This is a genomic window from Desulfosoma caldarium (assembly GCF_003751385.1).
GTDB lineage: Bacteria > Desulfobacterota > Syntrophobacteria > Syntrophobacterales > DSM-9756 > Desulfosoma > Desulfosoma caldarium.
This window is the reverse complement of sequence record NZ_RJVA01000013.1, coordinates 1-17,409: the sequence shown is the minus strand read 5'-3', so window position 1 is coordinate 17,409 and position 17,409 is coordinate 1. Positions and strand designations below refer to the sequence as shown.

General features: G+C 56.6%; 13 protein-coding genes. 10 read left to right on the top strand and 3 right to left on the bottom strand.

Going from position 1 to position 17,409, the window contains the following annotated elements:
* Nucleotides 1-7: 7 nt before the first annotated feature.
* A complete protein-coding gene (locus EDC27_RS10385) occupies nt 8-4,729 on the bottom strand; it encodes a hypothetical protein (protein ID WP_148045736.1) in 4,722 nt (1,573 codons plus the stop codon).
* Between the two features lie 95 nt (nt 4,730-4,824).
* Here EDC27_RS10385 and EDC27_RS10380 point away from each other — a divergent pair, with 95 nt between their 5' ends.
* Nucleotides 4,825-5,310: a phosphatidylglycerophosphatase A family protein gene (locus tag EDC27_RS10380; protein ID WP_123290574.1), complete on the top strand. Its 486-nt coding sequence runs from the start codon at nt 4,825-4,827 to the stop codon at nt 5,308-5,310.
* Here EDC27_RS10380 and EDC27_RS10375 read toward each other — a convergent pair.
* Complete coding sequence (locus tag EDC27_RS10375; RefSeq protein WP_170161757.1) at nt 5,268-5,852, bottom strand: VanZ family protein; 585 nt, start codon at nt 5,850-5,852, stop codon at nt 5,268-5,270. The two genes, EDC27_RS10380 and EDC27_RS10375, sit on opposite strands and share 43 nt — an antisense overlap.
* Nucleotides 5,853-6,224: 372 nt before the next feature.
* On the opposite strand from EDC27_RS10375, the gene EDC27_RS10370 reads away from it, so the two are divergent.
* The 9 genes from EDC27_RS10370 to EDC27_RS10330 all read left to right on the top strand — a co-directional run bounded on the left by EDC27_RS10370 (nt 6,225) and on the right by EDC27_RS10330 (nt 16,461).
* Complete coding sequence (locus EDC27_RS10370; RefSeq protein WP_123290572.1) at nt 6,225-7,313, top strand: S1C family serine protease; 1,089 nt, start codon at nt 6,225-6,227, stop codon at nt 7,311-7,313.
* Nucleotides 7,314-7,440: 127 nt separating this feature from the next.
* Nucleotides 7,441-8,220, top strand: coding sequence for an enoyl-CoA hydratase-related protein (locus EDC27_RS10365; protein WP_123290571.1), 780 nt, complete (start codon nt 7,441-7,443; stop codon nt 8,218-8,220).
* Between the two features lie 177 nt (nt 8,221-8,397).
* Nucleotides 8,398-10,056, top strand: a complete 1,659-nt coding sequence (gene gpmI, locus EDC27_RS10360; RefSeq protein ID WP_123290570.1) for a 2,3-bisphosphoglycerate-independent phosphoglycerate mutase — start codon at nt 8,398-8,400, stop codon at nt 10,054-10,056.
* 64 nt (nt 10,057-10,120) lie between these two features.
* Nucleotides 10,121-12,349 carry a 4-alpha-glucanotransferase gene (gene malQ / locus EDC27_RS10355; protein WP_170161756.1) on the top strand — a complete coding sequence of 743 codons (2,229 nt, stop codon included), beginning with the start codon at nt 10,121-10,123 and terminating at the stop codon, nt 12,347-12,349.
* Nucleotides 12,350-12,483: 134 nt separating this feature from the next.
* Nucleotides 12,484-12,900 (top strand): hypothetical protein, encoded by a 417-nt coding sequence (locus EDC27_RS10350; protein ID WP_123290568.1) that lies wholly within the window; start codon nt 12,484-12,486, stop codon nt 12,898-12,900.
* Nucleotides 12,901-12,968: 68 nt separating this feature from the next.
* Nucleotides 12,969-14,105, top strand: coding sequence for a hypothetical protein (locus EDC27_RS10345; protein ID WP_148045735.1), 1,137 nt, complete (start codon nt 12,969-12,971; stop codon nt 14,103-14,105).
* Complete coding sequence (locus EDC27_RS10340; RefSeq protein ID WP_123290566.1) at nt 14,092-14,526, top strand: hypothetical protein; 435 nt, start codon at nt 14,092-14,094, stop codon at nt 14,524-14,526. Before EDC27_RS10345 ends, EDC27_RS10340 begins: the two co-directional genes overlap by 14 nt.
* 16 nt (nt 14,527-14,542) lie before the next feature.
* Nucleotides 14,543-15,646, top strand: coding sequence for an AAA family ATPase (locus tag EDC27_RS10335; RefSeq protein ID WP_170161755.1), 1,104 nt, complete (start codon nt 14,543-14,545; stop codon nt 15,644-15,646).
* 14 nt (nt 15,647-15,660) lie between these two features.
* Nucleotides 15,661-16,461, top strand: a complete 801-nt coding sequence (locus EDC27_RS10330) for a hypothetical protein (RefSeq protein ID WP_123290564.1) — start codon at nt 15,661-15,663, stop codon at nt 16,459-16,461.
* Nucleotides 16,462-16,532: 71 nt separating this feature from the next.
* Here EDC27_RS10330 and EDC27_RS10325 read toward each other — a convergent pair whose 3' ends face one another.
* The gene (locus EDC27_RS10325; protein WP_123290563.1) at nt 16,533-16,952 is read right to left on the bottom strand and encodes a secondary thiamine-phosphate synthase enzyme YjbQ; all 420 of its coding nucleotides are present in this window, start codon (nt 16,950-16,952) and stop codon (nt 16,533-16,535) included.
* Nucleotides 16,953-17,409: the final 457 nt, after the last annotated feature.

The window sequence follows — 17,409 nt, the reverse complement described above, 5'->3', positions numbered from 1 at the left end:
ACCCTACTCAAGGACCGGGTTCAAGAGAAGAGCCCTGCAGCTGCGTGTCGATATACGAGGCGATCATGGCTTCGTATTCTTTGCCAATGTAGGAACGGAATCGAAAGAGTTCGGCTTTGACAGAGTTCCAGTAGGCTGTGAGAGCTTCTCGGTCTTTGAACGCGTAGACTTTTTCCGCCACCTTGGTCAGAAATTCGTCTCGAAGCCGGCTTCGATGATGATCCAGCAGGTCTTCAATGAGGAAGTAATCGTCCTCCGAGAGAACGGCGCGGGAGAGGGATTCGAACAAGCGTGTGCGAAAGAGGTCCAGTTCGTCAAAGGAGGTGAGGCGGGCCAAAGCGTTTTGAATCTCGTGAAGCAGTTCACGGCTGATTTCTTCCATACGCCGGTGGTAGACGACTTTGATGTGTTCCATTTGTTCCGGTGTCACGAAGGGAAGCATGTGCAGTTTTTTCAATTGTTCCCGGTACACATGGCGCAATTCTTCGTGGGTTTTCGCTTCCGAGATGGCGTGCAGAAGAGCTTCGACCTGAAGGCTTTCGGGCAGGCGCAATTGAACGCCGGGTCCAAAGGGGCTGGTTTCGACCATGAGAAAGCTCTGAACGGTGTTCCAGGGTTCCGTGCCGAGGATCCAGGAAGACGGGTCGTGCAGGGCAAGGTCATGCAGATATTCTTCCAGGATTTCGTGGCGATGGCGTACGACACGGCTCAGCGGACGAAAACTCACAAGACCTTGACGAGGCATACCGGCCCAGTGGCGATGATAGGCCATAAGACCCAGGGCCAGCAGGTTCAGGCAGGCTTGGACCGAGAGAAATGGTGGAAAATGGTGAAAGTCATAGATGCGAAAAGCACCGCCTAGCGGGTCCAGGCCATAGAGAAGGTAGGTTCGAAGAGATGCATCCATGCGCTGGACCTCCGCCAAGATTTGCAGGGCTTTGGTCACGTTCTGACGGAAATGGTGCAGCCCCACACTTCGCAGTCCTTTTTGGTGATGAATAAAAGCGACGGGCACGTTCATGGAGGCCATCTGCAGGTCGTGAAAATCCACCCAGGGAACCCCCATAAGGCGCAGAAGCCGTTCAAAAGCTTCGATCTGGCGTCCGCGCCATAGCATCTCGTCGTCTTCATTCCCGTCCTGAGAATCCATGTAGGCAGAAACTTTGGCGGGGGGTGTCAGAGGCAGCAGTTGAGGAGCGGATTCCGAGGCGTGAAGAGAGGCCTGTCCTTTGTGGCGCATTTTCTCGCGACAGTGAGCATACCAGGAACCACCCGTTTTCATCACATGGAGGCATCCGTGGCGGTATTCCAAAAAGAGGTCCAGAAGATCTTCCGTCATGAGCCCCTCTTCAACGGAAGCAGCCGCCAGGATGGCGTGCAAGACAAAGGTGTCCAGCAGATCCTTATCGTTGGCTTGCGTTAGAAGCTCGATGGCGGTGATGGGTTCCGAGCCTTGAATGACATGGCCGATGAGGCCGTGATGGCGAATGAGTTCCAGCGTAAGGTCCTGCACCTCCTTGGAAAGATTGTATTGGCTCAAAGTGCGGTGTTGTTGAAGAATGCGGACGCTGCGCTCGGCGTGGGTCCAGATGCGTTCAAGGATTTTCGACTCTTCCGTGTAGGTTTCCAGTTTGCCGAGATCCTGAAAAAGCAAAGCCAGCGTCAGGGCTTGGGTCAGAGCCGGCCGTTCCTGGTCGATGCGTTCTAGAAAGTGTTCCAAGATTTCCAACTGATGGTGTTTGGCGCCGTTGTCTTCCGTCGCCAAGGGGCCGAATTCGTTTTTGGCCATTTGGTAGTAGGTAGTAACATCCTGAAAATTCTCTCTGTCCTTGAGGATGAGCGCTTGAAATTTCTCCAGGCAGCGCATGATGTAGGAGCCAACCGACTGGCGCTTACGTGTGGGGCGATTTTCCATGAGCTGTCCCAGGTGGTGCAAGTCGGGCATGACAAACCGCAGCACATTGGGGCAGTGTTCCACCAGCAGACTCACGGTATCAAAGATTTCTTCGGGGACGAGAATCTGCGACAGAAACACGTGCCGAATTCGGTTTTCGATGCTTGAGAGCCGCAACCCCATGAAGGACGGACTGGGGGGCCCTTCCTGGTGCACATCGGCTTCGCTTCGCCCTTCCTCGTAAAGGTATTGCTTGTAACTGGAGATTTCTGAAAAGAGGCGCTCCAGCTGGGTGACCTCTTGCAGGCTCACTTCCTTGAGTTTGCAGGATTCAAACTTGCTCAGCAGCTTTTCTATGAGTTCCACGTTCTCCTGTACGTCCACGTAGGACACGTCGATGGCTTTGGTGGCGGCATTGTAGGTGAGTCGTAAGCCCGAGTTATGGAGAAAAATGGGCTTTCCTTTGAGCAGGGTTTTTCGAAGACCGTCCAATTCTTTCCAGGGCATGGTTTCAACGGGCAGCTTTTCCAAAGCCTGTCGAATCTTTTCGAGGCGAAGGGCCATTTTTCCCGGGGGCACGGCGGCCAGAAGAGGATTGAAATTGACGATGCGATGGGGGCTCACTTGCACCGTCACCCAGAGCAGTTTCAAGCCGCATTTGGGGCCCAGCGACGGAAAGAGATGGCCTGTGCCGTGAAATTCCGTTTGCAGAAACTGGCGAAAGAAAAAAGTTTGACGGGGAATGGAACTGTCGTGAAGGTGGGATCGAAAGCGATCTACCATGCTGGCCAGTTGAAGCACCTGTTCCACTTGACGGAGCTTGTCCGGATCGTAGTCGCAGAACACTTCTCGTTCAAAGGGACCTTTATCCAGAAGTTCGTACCAGGTGTTGAGGTATTCAAAGAGGTTAAAGAATTTGAGCATTTCTCGAAGGGCCTTGTATTGTACGCCGCCCATTTCACTGATGCGCTGGTCTTCCAGCGCGTGCCAGTCCATCTGAGGATTTGTGGCGACGCGCACGGCGTCGTGATAGATGCGAAACACCTCGTCGATCTGCACGGAGGTCAGCGGATGGCCAAAGGACGCGGCGATTTCAGCGACGCTCATGAGGCGGCAGATGCGCAGTTTGTCCACGACGGTGTGGGCTGGTGAGTCGGTGGCCGCGTCGGTGAGAGGTTTCAGGTTGCGGGCGGGCATTTTGCCAAGCACGATGCGGCTCATGGCACTGTGCCCCGTGACGATCAGAACCATCTCGGTGAGTTGGGCGGGTGTGAAGCCATGCAGGGCCAGTTTTTCTAGGTTTTCTAGAACAGGTGTGGAAGGGCCTTCCAGGTGGTCCGGGTTCAGGGTTTCTTCGATAGCCTGCAATTTGTCCAGCTGCCGAAGGAGTTGTCGAACCGGCAGGAATGCCTGCTCGCTCAATTCCTTGCGCCGAAAAGGATTGATCAGGCGGTCCCGTTCCACTTCCCCTACTGGTCCAAACCGGCCGTCGCGAATCTGGATGAGCGCGCGCAAAACGTCGGCCACGTAACGAAAAGAATTTCGGTAAGATGCAGTCAATGTGGGATGGCATCCCATCATGCCGCTTTTCTTGGCGCGTTCTTCGACCTCTTGTCGAGACACCGAAACGGGGCGAGGCGTGCCGGTGAAGACGCCGACGTTATTGGGCCAGGCCTTGTCGGGCACGCGCAGCCGTTTGAGCCAGTCTTGGGAAGGCATCCTGGTGGTGACGGCATCCACAAGGTGCATGTCAAAGTAGGGTGCGAAGGCCTTTTCCCAGGCCAGGGCTCTCCTTTTTCGATAAGGGTGCGGGAGGGGATGGTCCAAGTGCGGCAAGCGGTCGATGTCTTTTGGGGCAAGATCAAAGGGGTGCGGCACGCCGAGCGTTTCTCGAGCAAAGTCGATGTTGATGGGATCGTTGTGCACATAGAAATGAAAATCCAAAGGGTGGACGGAAACGGGATGTTTCTGCGAAGAATAGCGTTGATGCGTCTTGTAGATGTGGCTGAAAAGCAAGAATTTTTTGAATTCCTCCTCCGAAAGGAATTCCACAAGGTACTGGCCGGCCTTGGCCACACACCAAGGGCTGTCCGCAAGAACCAAAACCCTTCCGCTGGATTCTAGAAGATCGTAAACTTTTCCCGCCACATAGCCCGCGTACCGGAAAAGACGTCTTTTTTTACGTGCGGATTGTTTCGGCTTTGGAAGGGGTTGTCCGATGAGGTACTCACAGGGATCGCGAGGAAAAACGGCCACGTCAAAAGGAGAGCGCCATGCCCGCAGTTTTCGAATGTCGTCGACTATGGCAAGCCGGTGATGGGAAAGGCGAGCCGCCAGATCATGGGCAATCAGGTCCTGGCTGGTCGTAAAAAGGGCCACATCGAGCCGTTCCGACCCTGTGGCCCGCGCATGGTCGGCGATGACTTTTTCAACCGCCTCTGCCTTGGCGCGCACGTCCTGAACCGATTGGGCCACGAGATTGATGGGGATTAGGTAGTAGCGTGTGCCTCGGCGGGAAAACCGCATGAGAAGGCCCAGCTTCTTGTAGATATCGTTCAAACGATCCGCATGGCGAATGATGCTCTGACGGTCGTTCAAGTCGATGCGTTCAAGAAAGTCGTAGTCGTCGGGGCTGAGCTTGTTTTGTTCCACGAGCCCAAAGCCGTAGGCGTTGCCGCCATAGCGGCTCATGAGAAAGGACGGATGGTCGTGGGCGGCAAAAGTTCCTATGGGAATGTCTTGCGGGTCGATGCCGTAAAAGGCATACTCTTCTGGACGAATGATTTGAAAGGGGGACCCACAGTTCTTTTGTTCTGGATGCTGGTTCTCGTTCATCAAAGACCTCGAGCAAAAAAAGGCCTTGGCGCAGCACATGGATTCTTGGGCACTTTCCCCAAGGCTGATGTTTCCCGGCTGAATAAGGAGCCCCCATGAGTTTGGCAGACACACACCAATCGAAACCGCCCATAGCCGTGAGGATCGCTCGGTTGGGTGTGTTGGGCACGGCCCCTGTGGCTCCAGGGACCGTGGCCACCATAGCCGCGGGAATTCCCGTCGCGTCGGTTCTGTCGGCGTTGCCGCACGGGTGGGCGTGCCTGCTCTTGGGGCTTTTGTTTGTCGGGTCTTGCTGGGTTGCCGAGGAGGCGCAAAACAGCCTGGGACATCAGGATCCACAAGATGTGGTGATCGATGAGCTTATCGGGTTCTTGTTCACCACCACGGGCATGCCGGCCACACCCCTGACCATGGTACTTGGAGTCTTGTACTTTCGGGCCATGGACATCTTGAAACCCTGGCCTGTCTGTGTCCTGGATCGACAATTGAAGGGGGGCTTGGGCATCGTGGCCGATGATGTGGCTGCCGGACTCTATGCTCATGGGCTTCTCGCGGTAACCCTGATGTTTGTGCATTCTTGATCGAGCTCCGGCCAAAGGGCAGGATTCCACGGGGGCGCCCAGCGGGACAGCGTCACCACGGCAGCCGCTCCGGCACAAAGCCCGATGGCATCGAGAACAACATCCCACGGGCTGCTGAACCTTCCGGGAACCCAGCTCTGATGCCATTCATCGCTGAGGGCAAAAAGAATGCCGGGCACAAAAACCCACCCCGCAAAGGCCAAGGATCCGTGCCGTGAAAGCACCGGAAGGCAAAACCAACCCCACAACACGGCCAGGCACGCATATTCCACGGGATGAAAGAGGTTCGCCGAGACGGGAAGTCGAACACCGGTCAACGGTTGATGGGACATGGCGGCGATAAAGAAGCTGTAGATCAAGGCTGGGCCTAAGCGCATCCAACCCTTTGTGTGGGCTTTCGTGGTGGGCCTTTGTGCCCAAAGGCAAAACCCCAAGCCCAGGGCCAGGGCCGACATAGGCACCAGCCGTTCCACACGATGCAAACTGAGAAACCCTTTGACAAGAATTCCTGCCGCAAGGTGCAGAGCGAACAAGGTCGCCATGAGGTTCCAAGGACTGGCAGTGTGAACTCGGCGAACGCCTGAGCGAAAGAAATCCATGGCGACCCCCACGAGGGATCGACGCACGCAACCCTTTGGCGTTTGCCTAAGGACGGTGTTTTTGTTAGTTAGCAAACGAATTATTGGCATGGGAAAATATCCATCACAAGACAAGCCCTGGACGCTAAAGGATACCCTTGTCGACCCACGGGAGCAAAGAATTTATGACGGCTTGGGATCGGCCGTCTAGAGGGGTTCCATTGGGATTGGGTTTCCCTTGGCGTGAGGGTGTGGATAAGCGAGGTCTTCGAGGGTGCTGATTTCGGATACGGCCATCGAAAGCCGAAGCGCTGCAGACACTGGAGGTGAACAAGGATGGGACAGCGATTCTGGAAGGCGTGGGTTGTGGGGTTGTGCGTGATGGTGGTGATCATACCCCGCATGGCGTGGAGTCTTACGGATGACGAAAAGAACAACATCGAACTCTACGAAAGGCTTTCTCGGGGAGTGGTGAACATCACCAGCACGGTGCTCGAACGGGACTTCTTTTTCAATATCGTGCCACGCCAAGGGGCAGGTTCCGGGTCGGTGATTGATAAGCGAGGCCATATTGTCACCAACCATCATGTCATTGAAGATGCGAGAAAGCTGGAGGTCACTCTTTTCAACGGCAAGAAGTATACGGCCAAATTCATCGGGTCTGATCCCAACAGTGACATCGCCGTGTTGAAAATTGATGCACCCAAAAAAGATTTGACCGTCATTCCCATGGGCACTTCAAAAGGTTTAAAAGTGGGACAGAAAGTGTTAGCCATAGGCAACCCCTTTGGATTGGGCCAAACCCTCACCAGGGGCGTGATCAGTTCTGTGGGAAGAACCTTGAGAGCGCCGGGGGGTGCGCTGGTTGAAGACATTATTCAAACGGATGCCTCCATTAATCCCGGCAATTCCGGCGGCCCGCTCATCGATTCGTCGGGGTTCATGATCGGTGTCAATACGGCCATTTTCAGCCCCACGGGGGCCAATGTGGGGATCGGTTTTGCCATTCCCGTGGACACGGTCAAGGCGGTGGTTCGGGAACTCATTGACAAGGGCTACTACAGCTACCCGTGGATTGGAGCCACCCTGATGACGATGTTTCCCGATTTTGCTGAGGCTCTTCAACTGCGGGTGTCTCGAGGGGCCATGATCATGGAGCTCGTTCCTGGTGGCCCGGCGGACAAGGCAGGATTGCGCGGTGGAAAGACGCGAGCCCAAGTGGGTAATTACATAATCGTCGTGGGTGGAGACATTGTGGTGGCGATTGATGGGCACGCGGTGGAGAGCGTGGAAGATTTCATGAGGATTTTGCGGCGCTATCGGCCGGGAGACAAGGTGATCTTGGATGTGGTTCATTGGGAAGGAGACCGTGACAGAGTGGCCGTGGTTCTGGGGGAAAGACCTCAGGGCTATCGCATGAGATAAGGAGACCTGCGCCGCGGTTTGGGAATGGCTCATGGTGTAGAAGCGCGAACGTCGATACGCCTTAACGGAGAGTCGGCGTGCGCAAGGGTTTTGCAGGGATCGTTTAACGCAAAGGGAGGAGACGACCATGACCTATGAGACCCTGCTGGTGGAAATGGGTGCAGACTACGTCGCGACCATCACACTGAACCGACCCAATCAATTGAACACGTTCACGACGCCCCTGGCCGAAGAGCTGTCGCGGGCTTTGAAGACACTGGACGCCGACCCTGCGGTGCGTGTGGTGATCATCAAAGGGGCGGGCAAGCACTTTTGTGCGGGCATCGATGTCGGTGAGTTGGACGGCAAGTCCCCCATGGAACTGCAGGCATGGATTCAGCGCATGGAAACCCCTTTGGTAACGATAAGCGAGATGAAAAAGCCTGTGATCGCGCAAGTGCACGGAGTGGCCGCCGCCAACGGCGCGGGTCTTGTGGCGGCCTGCGACTTGGCCATTGCCGCGGAAACGGCTCGATTGGGACTGACGGCCATTAACGTGGGCTTGAACTGTGTTGGCCCCGTAATTCCCGTGTCCAAGTCTGTGGGGCGAAAGACCGCGCTCGAGATGCTTCTCTACGGAGAATTGATGGATGCCAGGGAAGCCCAGGCCAGAGGGCTTATCAATCGCGTGGTGCCTGCAGAGGATCTGGACAGGGCGGCCCACGATTGGGCGGCCGTGCTGGCCCAAAAGAGCCCCATTGCCGTGCAGATTGCCAAGAGGGGTTTTTACGTGGCGGCGGACATGGAGTATCATAAAGCCTTTGAGTACATGAACGAGGTGTTTGCTCGATTGTGCACCACCGAAGATGCCAAGGAAGGTGTGAAGGCTTTTATGGAAAAGCGCACCCCCGTCTGGAGGGAACGCTAGCCGCTGATTCAAGAAGGGACCGTGCCAAAGCGGCGCGAGCCGTGAAGCCGTTTCGCGCCGTGTGTCGGTCTCTCAGTGTGATCAAAGGCGCGGCCACACCACAAAACCGCAACGACCCCTTGAGAGGCGTCTTTGAGGATGCCATGCAGTGACGCCCACAGCCTAAGGAAGAAACCCATGAAAGTGAAGCGTCTTTTGCCCAGAAACGGCCCTCGCCCGCTGGTGTTGGTTATCATGGACGGCATTGGCTGCGCGTCCAACACGGAAGGAAACGCGGTGTCCCATGCCTACACTCCTCACTTGGACTGGCTCCTGGCCCATTGCCCCTTTACATTGCTCAAGGCCCACGGAACCGCCGTGGGACTACCCAGTGATGGGGACATGGGCAATTCGGAAGTGGGCCACAATGCCATAGGGGCCGGCAGAGTCTATGCACAAGGGGCTCGGCTGGTGAACGAAGCCCTGGCCACAGGGCGGCTGTTTGAGGGTAAGACCTGGCAACGGCTCATGAACTACTGTCGACAAAACCAGGGGACCCTTCACTTTATTGGACTCTTTTCGGACGGCAACGTGCACAGTCATCTAGATCATGTGAAAAAAATGTTGGAGCAGGCCGCCTTTGTGGAAAAGATCGAACGCTGCCGTGTGCACATTCTCTTAGACGGACGTGATGTGGGAGAAACCTCGGCCCTGGAGTACGTGGTGCCTTTTGAGGCCTTTCTTGCCTCACTGAATCAGCAGGCCGGTGTGGATTATCGCATCGCCAGCGGCGGCGGCCGCATGGTCATCACCATGGACCGATACGAGGCCAATTGGGACATGGTGGCACGAGGCTGGAAGACCCATGTGGCCGGGGAAGGCCGTTTTTTTGCCTCGGCCGTGGAAGCCATCGAGACGTACCGCAAGGAAATTCCCGGTGTCATCGACCAGGACATCCCGCCGTTCGTCATTGCGGATGCCCATGGTCCGGTGGGACCCATACGGGATGGCGATGCTGTGATTTTCTTCAATTTTCGAGGGGACCGGGCCATTGAAATCAGCCGGGCCTTTGAAGAGGAGGATTTTGACAAGTTTCCTCGAGAGCCCTACCCTAAAGTGGCGTACGCGGGAATGATGGAATACGATGGGGACCTGCACATTCCCAAGAGCTATCTGGTGGAACCGCCGCATATCGAGAACACGGTGAGCGCATTTCTCTGCGCCGAGGAATACAAACAGCTCGCCATCAGTGAAACGCAAAAATTCGGGCATGTCACCTATTTCTGGAATGGAAATCGGTCGGGAAAATTCGACGAAAGCTTAGAAACCTACGTGGAAATTCCTTCGGATCGCGTGCCTTTTGAACAAAGACCCTGGATGAAGGCGGCGGAAATCACCGACCGCGTGGTCAATGAGATCGCATCCAGGAACTATGATTTCATACGCCTGAACTTTGCCAACGGCGATATGGTGGGGCACTCGGGCGTCTATCAGGCGGCGATCGTGGCCGTGGAAGCGGTGGACCTTTGCCTCGGAAGGATTATCAAAGCAGTGCAGGACACCCAGGGCGTTCTACTGGTCACGGCCGATCACGGCAATGCCGAGGAAATGTATGAAGTGGACAAAAAGACGGGTCGAGTCAAGCGCCATCCCAACGGGGAACCCAAAGCCAAGACGGCCCATACCCTGAACCCCGTATGGTTCATCGCTTACAGTGCGTCGCAAGTGGTGAAGATGCGCATCGACCCTTCGGTGAAAGATCCGGGGCTTACCAACATTGCGGCCACACTGATGCAGCTTCTGGGAGTGGAGCCTCCGACATTTTACGACCCACCACTGCTGCTCTTTGAATTCTGAAACCGAGTGCCCTGATCTGAAAAATGGGACAGTGGGTCAATGGATAGGGCCAATGGAGGTGCCTTTGGATAACACGTTAAACGGAGAGCGAGCACTCTTGAGACGCGTTGCCGCCCTGTGCGGAATTGAGCCGCGGTATGAGGACGGCTGGGGACGAGAACAGGACGTGGAAGACGACACGCTCAAGGCCCTCCTTTCCGCTCTTGGCTATTGGGCGGAAACTCCAAAAGACCTGCTGAACATTCTTGACGAGCTTGCCGAACGGTCGTGTCGGAACGCGGTGGACCCTGTACACGTGGTGCCCGAAGGAACATACCCCGTGGCCGTGGTGCTCACCCTTCCGGAGCCCTTAGCTTACGGCCAATACCGTTGGCACCTGCGGCGTGAAGATGGGTCGGAGAGCCAGGGCGAAGGATTCCTGGCGGCGCTTCCCGGCCTGGAAGCCATGGATCACGGGGGAAGGTCATATCTTCGGCGCCTTCTTTATCTTTGGGTGCGAGTGAGCTGTGGGTACCATGATCTGGAAGTGCATCTGCAAGGGCCTCATGGGGAGTCCGTGGCTCGACAGCGCCTCATCATCGTGCCTCATCGGGCCTACCTGCCGGAAGCCTTGCGAGGGGACAGAAAGCTATGGGGCCTTACGGGGCAGCTTTACAGTGTGCGGTCCGAAAGAAACTGGGGAATCGGGTCCTTTTCCGATCTCAAGGCGCTGATCGATTGGGCTGCGGATCTTGGCGCCGCCTTTGTGGGCATCAATCCCCTAGGGCTTCTGTTTCCCGAAGATCCGTCCAAGGTCAGTCCTTATGGGCCATCCAGCCGACGATTCCTGCAGCCGTGGTATATCGACGTGGAAGCGGTGCCGGAATTTGAGGAATGCGAGGAGGTGCGCCGCTGGTGCGGGGAAAAGGACTTTCAGGAAGCGTGCTGTGTGGCCCGGGAGTCTTCCTTGGTGGACTACGATCGCGTATGGGCCATGCAGCGCCGGGCTTTACAGAGGCTTTTCCACCATTTTTGTGAGCATCACCTGAAAACAGCATCGGAACGGGCCCAAAAGTTTCTGCGCTTTGTGGCCATGGAAGGAAAAGATCTTGAGGACTACGGAGTATTTCACGCTCTGGACGCCCATTTTCGTGCCCTGAATGCGGCCGTGTGGGGGTGGCCTCTGTGGCCAAAGGCCTACCAGGACAAGGCAAGCGACGCGGTGTCTCGGTTTGCGTCGGAACACAGGGACGCGGTAACCTTTCATCAATATCTGGCGTGGATCGCTCGAGAACAACTGGCTTCCTGCGGGCACCGGTCATGGGAACGAGGCTTGGCCGTCGGTCTATATGGGGATTTACCCGTGGGCGTGGACCCGGCCGGGCTGGACACCTGGCTGGACCCTGACAGCTATGCTCGAGACGTGCGCGTTGGAGCTCCGCCAGACGACTTCAACCCCAACGGTCAGGAATGGGGGGTTTGCCCTTGGATACCACAAAGACTCAGGCAGCGAGCGTATGAACCGTTTGTCGCCATGCTGCGCGCCAATATGAGGGAATTCGGGGCCTTGCGCATGGATCATGTCATGGGGCTCATGCGCCAATATTGGATTCCGGCCGGAAAGGACCCGCGCAGCGGAGCCTATGTGCGCTATCCGTTGCAGGAGCTATTGGGGATCGTGCTTCTGGAAAGTGAAAGAAACCAGTGCGTCATTGTGGGCGAAGACTTGGGAACCGTGCCTCAACGTATTCGAGAGGCGATGAAAGAGGCCGGCCTGTTTGGATGCCGACTGTGTTTTTTTGAAAGAATGGAAGACGGCACCTTTCCTCCACCAAGCCACTATCCAACCCAATCCATGGCCTCGTTTGCCACCCATGATCTCCCCACGCTGGAAGGCTTTTGGCAGGGAACAGACCTTCGGCTTCGAAGGCGCCTGCAGCTTTACCCCAGTGCTCAGGTTCGAAGGGCGTTGGCGCGACGGCGGGTTGCTGACAAGAAGGCGTTGCGTGTTCTCTTGCGTTCCTGGGGATACCACGAAGAACCTGGACCCACGCAAAAGGAACGGAAGAAAGAGGAACAACGGCTCGCCCCTTTACGAGCGGCGGCGCTCTATCGTTATCTTGCAGCCTCCGGATCCAAATTGCTGGCCGTGTCTTTGGAAGACCTATGCGGCATGATCGACCAGGTGAATGTGCCGGGAACGGTTCATGAACATCCCAATTGGCGTCGCAAATTGCCTCTCCCCTTAAAGACCCTGCAGGAGCACCCGCGAGTTCGAGCTATTGTTGAGGCCGTCGTCGAGCAAAGGCCCTGAGCGCCGAAAGACGCGGGCGTTGCCCGAAGGCGCCGTTGGGGCGCAGCCGCCGTGCCTTGTCGTCGAAGAGCGAAGTGAAAATCCCGCCGAAGAATTCGCCGAAGCAGGCGGCCTTTTTGACTTCTGAGAAATCCATGTCACAATACGAGAAAATTCCCAAACGCTTGGGGTGCACCATGAAACTTCACGTGCAGGACGAGACGGATAAGGAATCGCGAAAACTTCCGGTGCCATTGGTCGTGGAGGTCCTACCGGGTCAGGCGGCCGAAGGGCTATTGGAAGTGTTCGAGCCGGGCACCTACGAAGGCCGGACGTTGCAGGAATTGGTAAATGCCGTGCTGTCACGCCAGGATCTTTCCGTGGAAGAGCGGGAAATTTTGGAGGAAATCCTGTTTCAGATGGAAGACGGTGTCCTGCTCTGCGCCGGACGGCCCGCAGAAGGTGACCCTTTGGAAAAGGCCCGAGTGGAACAGACGGAGGAAGGCGAAAAATATTATTACGTGGCCGTAAGGGTGTTGAGACCTCAAGAAGGGGGAACCCCAAGGGGGTAGTGGCCGTGCCTGGCCGGCGGCGAGCGAGCCAAAAGTCGCGCTTTTTTCAGAAAATCCATGAGGCTCTGATGGACCAGGGGAGAATGTACCTTCCCTGTCCCCTGGATCCCCAGATTGTTGAAGAGCTTCAGGGGTTCGAGCCATTGTCTGCGGAAGCCGAGGGGTTGAGCGGCCTTGAGGTCAAGCCGCGAATCCTCTTGCGTGAAGGGACGGCCTACGTGGAGACGGTGTCGTGGCAGGATGTGGTGCGACACGCCTCTGAGCTTTTTCCTCACATGGCCCAGAAGCGGCGAAAAACATGGTTTCGAGACCTGAGTTCCGCTCAAAGGCCCCGGCTTCTGCGTTTTGGGTTAAAGCCTGTGGAGATGGTTCTCTTTGAGGTGCTTCCTCGGTTCGTGCGTGTCCCGCTAAAGATCAAGGCCGCACAAAACAGGCGAGCGGCCCTGGCGGCGTGGTTGGCGGACAAGGTGCGGGTCCCGACGCGTTACGTCCGCGGGGTGGAAGAGATGGAGGCGTCGCCGCGGTTTGTTGAGGCCCCGGAAATGCCGGCCGCGGACCGTGTCTTTCAAAGCAAGGGTGTTCAGAGGGTTACCAGGCGAGATCTACTGGAAGCTGTGGAGACGGCCTTGATCGGGAAGGCTCGAGAGGCGGTTCTTGCCGAAGAGAGTTGGATTCGCGAGACCTTGGATGGGTTTGCATCGTGGCCGAAGCTAGGGCGCGCCTTGATGCTGTATGTGCTGACACGGGGGGCGCTGGAAGTGAACGGATTCGGTTTCTTTCACAGACCCTTCGATGGTGCTCTGGTGGTCTACAAAAGAACGGGCCGTTACGCGCTCATGGACTACTACCAGCGCCTCTACCTTTTTCCGGATTGCCGCGTGGCAGTATCCTCGGTGGATTTGTGGCCGGTGGTGGTGGAAAAGTACAAGCATCCACTTTTGGCGCGCTATCAGCCGTGGCAGAGGATCTGCCTGGGGCATGCGCCGCGGGGACGAACATTTAACGCCCGGGATATCTTTCGGTCCATCGAGGACGGTCTGAATGCCCTGTATCACGGCTACGACGCCAGAAAAAGAAACGGCTATCACAGTCTGGAAGGGCTGAGCGCCATAGAGCGCGAGATTAATTTCGACGATTTGAGGGTTTCTGCGCAGGATGCACGGCGGCTTTCAGAAAACATTCCCGTCACCAATGCCTGGACCTAGGCACAAAAGGGATCGAATCAAGCGCCACAGGGCCCAGGACAAAGGCCAAGAGTCTTTCCAGCCGGACCGCTTCAGTCGCGTCGCCCTGATCTTAGAACGTGATCACCTGCAGCCTAGGGATCTGTTGATCGCGCTGGATCGAGAACCGGTGGAACACACGGTGTCCCAGGCTTTGATGCAGGGCGAAATTCGAAAGGCCGGGGCGTGCGGTGCGCTTTTTGGCCTCGTGGATCCACAATTCTTTGGCGGAGTCATGGAAATCCTCAGGCGCGTCGACAGCCCCTACCTGCCATGGGCCGCTTCGCGGGCGGACCTTTTGCTGAGCCGTCCGCTCTATGCCTTGAAATCCACCATTCCGCCATGGATTCTTTCTCGATACAGTTTTGCTTTCCTATACCGTTACTATGCCGCCAAGCGCTGAGGTAAGGAGATGCTCCGTGGCTGAACCGTTGGCGCCTGAAAGTCGGTGGAAAATTCAAGAGAAGATGGATGGTGTGCGGGAGCGCAAGACCATTCAGACCGTGGAGCACATCACCGGCTTTAACAAGACGCCTTCGCAGCTTAAAGCGGAAATGGATCGTTTTGTCATCGGGCAGGAGCGGGGCAAGAAGATTCTGGCGACGGCCATTGCCTACCACTACCGTCGATTGGGAGCGGCCTTGCGGGAAGCGGCGGGCCAGGTGGGGGGCGATGTGGAAAAGGCTCTGCAAAGGGTCAAGACGCCCAAAGCCAATATCTTGATCGTTGGCCCGACGGGCTGCGGCAAGACCTATTCGTGCGAAGTGGCATCTCGATTGGTGGGTGTTCCCTTTGTGGTGGAAGACCTGACCAAGTTTAGCGAAACCGGCTACGTGGGTCAAAGTGCCTCGGACATTTTGGTGGACCTTTTGATTTCGGCGGGCGGGCACACGTTGACGGCCCAAACAGGCATGGTGTACCTGGACGAGATCGACAAGATCGCCTCGGAAAAGACGCTGACCAAGGATGTGTCCGGCAAAGGCGTGCAAAAAGGCCTGCTCAAGATTCTTGAAGGCATGGAAAACACCATTGAATGGGGCCGGGATCGCCTGACTCTCTCCACTCGCCACGTGCTCTTCATTGCCGGTGGCGCTTTTGAAAGCCTTCAGGAAATGGTCCAGCAGCGTATGGAGCGACAGGGCTTGAAGGGCCTGTGGCGGGAATTTCTTGTGCCGGACGATTTGGTGCGCTACGGCATGGAAAGGCAGCTCATGGCCCGATTGCCCGTGCGCGTGGTGTTCAATTCCCTGACCACGTCCAACTTAAGAGACATCTTGATCAAGAGCGAGGACAGTCCCCTGCAGGCCTTTATCAAGGATTTTGAGGCGTGGGGAATTCGGCTTAGGTTAACGGAAGAAGCGGTGCTGGAGGTGGCCCGGCGCGCCGAGCAGGAAGGGGTGGGAGCGCGAGGGCTCACGAGCATTCTTCATCGTGTGCTTTTGGAGCCCATGTTTTCCTTGCCGGGAACACATACGGGAGACTACGAAGTGAACGCCATGCAGGTCAAGGCGGCTCTGGCCTGAGGAAGGACGGGGGCATGCGAATCAAAAAGCTTTCGACGCTTCAAAGGCCCACCGTGCTGGAAGTGCCGCTGGGCAGCCTGCCCGAGTGCGTGCGAATGACGGGGTATGCGCGAAACAAGGCCTACGCCATTTCCGCGGCGGTGCGGGAACTTTACGGAGAAAGTTATGAATGGTACGGATTCACCTTGGGTGAAGAAGAACGCCCCGAGGTGATCACGGACATCGGGCTGCCTCGCAATGCCGCAAATTTACTTCAGTACGCGCGCCTGGACACGGCGGATCTTTTGGCCTTTCAGGAGAATCTGAGAGCGGGACGCCTGATCAACGGATGGATTCATTCCCACGGAGACCTTCAATACCATGGATTTTCTCCCGTGGACGAAACCAACCATCGTACGGTGCTCGAATATGTGGCCTCAAAGGTCCGGCGCCCGGTGCTAAAAAGGGAAATCCGCATCGATGGCCTGACGGTCCTTTGGGACACGGTCTGGGACCCGGAAGAGCTGAAGAAAGGTACCGTGACCGTGCTGACGGACGCACCGGTGGGCCGAGCCCGAATTCTTGAGACGGTGTACGGCTCCTTTTGTTTTGCTTTGGTCATCGGGGATGCGGGATGGATGCAGTCACAAATCGTGACCAAAAGGCGCGGCATTCTGACGGGTTGGACGATTTACGGGACCACAGAGGCGCCCCTTGAAGTGCTAGAGCCCTCGCGAGGGCTCACGGACGTGGAAAAAGAAAACCTGATGGGCGAGGTGCAACGAAAGATTCGTCCGCCCGGCGCGGACCCTCCCGAAGCCATGGAACGGCTCTGAGGGAGTTATGGAGCGCACGGAGTGCCGAAACAGGCGCGTCCAAAGGGCACGGACCTGCCGCAACAGCGCTTTCAGACGCCGAGGATCTTGATGAGGACGCGCTTTCGACGTCTTCCGTCAAATTCGCCGTAAAAGATTTGTTCCCAGGGTCCCAGATCCAGGCGGCCGTCGGTGATGGCCACCACCACTTCTCGGCCCATGATCTGCCGCTTAAGGTGGGCGTCGCCGTTGTCTTCGCCGGTGCGATTGTGGCGGTAGCGGCTCACGGGTTCATGGGGCGCGAGCTGTTCCAGCCACTGTTCGTAGTCCTGGTGCAGGCCGGGTTCGTCGTCGTTAATAAAGACCGAAGCGGTGATGTGCATGGCGTTAACCAGAACCAAACCGTCCTGAACGCCACTGGATCGGACGGCGTCTTCCACCTGATGGGTGATGTTTACAAAACCCCTTCGGGACGGGACGTGCATCCAGAGTTCCTGTCGGTAGGTTTTCATGATAAGGACCCTCCTGAGCGATGCTTATTGTTGAAGGCGGATGGGGAATCAACGCGTCCCCAAAAGGCTAGCATGGAAGGCGAGGGGAAGAAAAGCTCGCCGATATTGCCTCGGTGTTCCACGTGGAACATGAGCGACATGGGGTCAGACCTTTAGTTTTTAGCCACAGGTTCAAAAAGTGGTCTTCCGCTTTCGCGGTCGCGACGAGAAACGTGCCGCGGTGTGGACTGGCGCTTACGCAGGAGTGAGCGGGGGGTGGGGCTGGCTGAAGACCGGCGCCGCGACCCAAAACTTTACCTGGCACGCGTGTGCCGATCAAAGAACGTCGTGGACTGGAGGTCCCAACCACCCTGTTGATGACCTACCTGTCAGGTCCCGCAAAGTCATGAACCGATTTCACAAAAAGTTGAGGTCTTTTTTGTTGCCAATTTTTGAGTGCCTGAATCGGGGTTATATG

Coding starts and splice junctions, on each gene's coding strand:
- EDC27_RS10385 (WP_148045736.1), bottom strand. CDS start 4,729: ATGAACGAGAACCAGCATCCAGAACAAAAGAACTGTGGGTCCCCCTTT.
- EDC27_RS10380 (WP_123290574.1), top strand. CDS start 4,825: ATGAGTTTGGCAGACACACACCAATCGAAACCGCCCATAGCCGTGAGG.
- EDC27_RS10375 (WP_170161757.1), bottom strand. CDS start 5,852: ATGGCGACCTTGTTCGCTCTGCACCTTGCGGCAGGAATTCTTGTCAAA.
- EDC27_RS10370 (WP_123290572.1), top strand. CDS start 6,225: ATGGGACAGCGATTCTGGAAGGCGTGGGTTGTGGGGTTGTGCGTGATG.
- EDC27_RS10365 (WP_123290571.1), top strand. CDS start 7,441: ATGACCTATGAGACCCTGCTGGTGGAAATGGGTGCAGACTACGTCGCG.
- gpmI (WP_123290570.1), top strand. CDS start 8,398: ATGAAAGTGAAGCGTCTTTTGCCCAGAAACGGCCCTCGCCCGCTGGTG.
- EDC27_RS10350 (WP_123290568.1), top strand. CDS start 12,484: ATGTCACAATACGAGAAAATTCCCAAACGCTTGGGGTGCACCATGAAA.
- EDC27_RS10345 (WP_148045735.1), top strand. CDS start 12,969: ATGGACCAGGGGAGAATGTACCTTCCCTGTCCCCTGGATCCCCAGATT.
- EDC27_RS10340 (WP_123290566.1), top strand. CDS start 14,092: ATGCCTGGACCTAGGCACAAAAGGGATCGAATCAAGCGCCACAGGGCC.
- EDC27_RS10330 (WP_123290564.1), top strand. CDS start 15,661: ATGCGAATCAAAAAGCTTTCGACGCTTCAAAGGCCCACCGTGCTGGAA.
- EDC27_RS10325 (WP_123290563.1), bottom strand. CDS start 16,952: ATGAAAACCTACCGACAGGAACTCTGGATGCACGTCCCGTCCCGAAGG.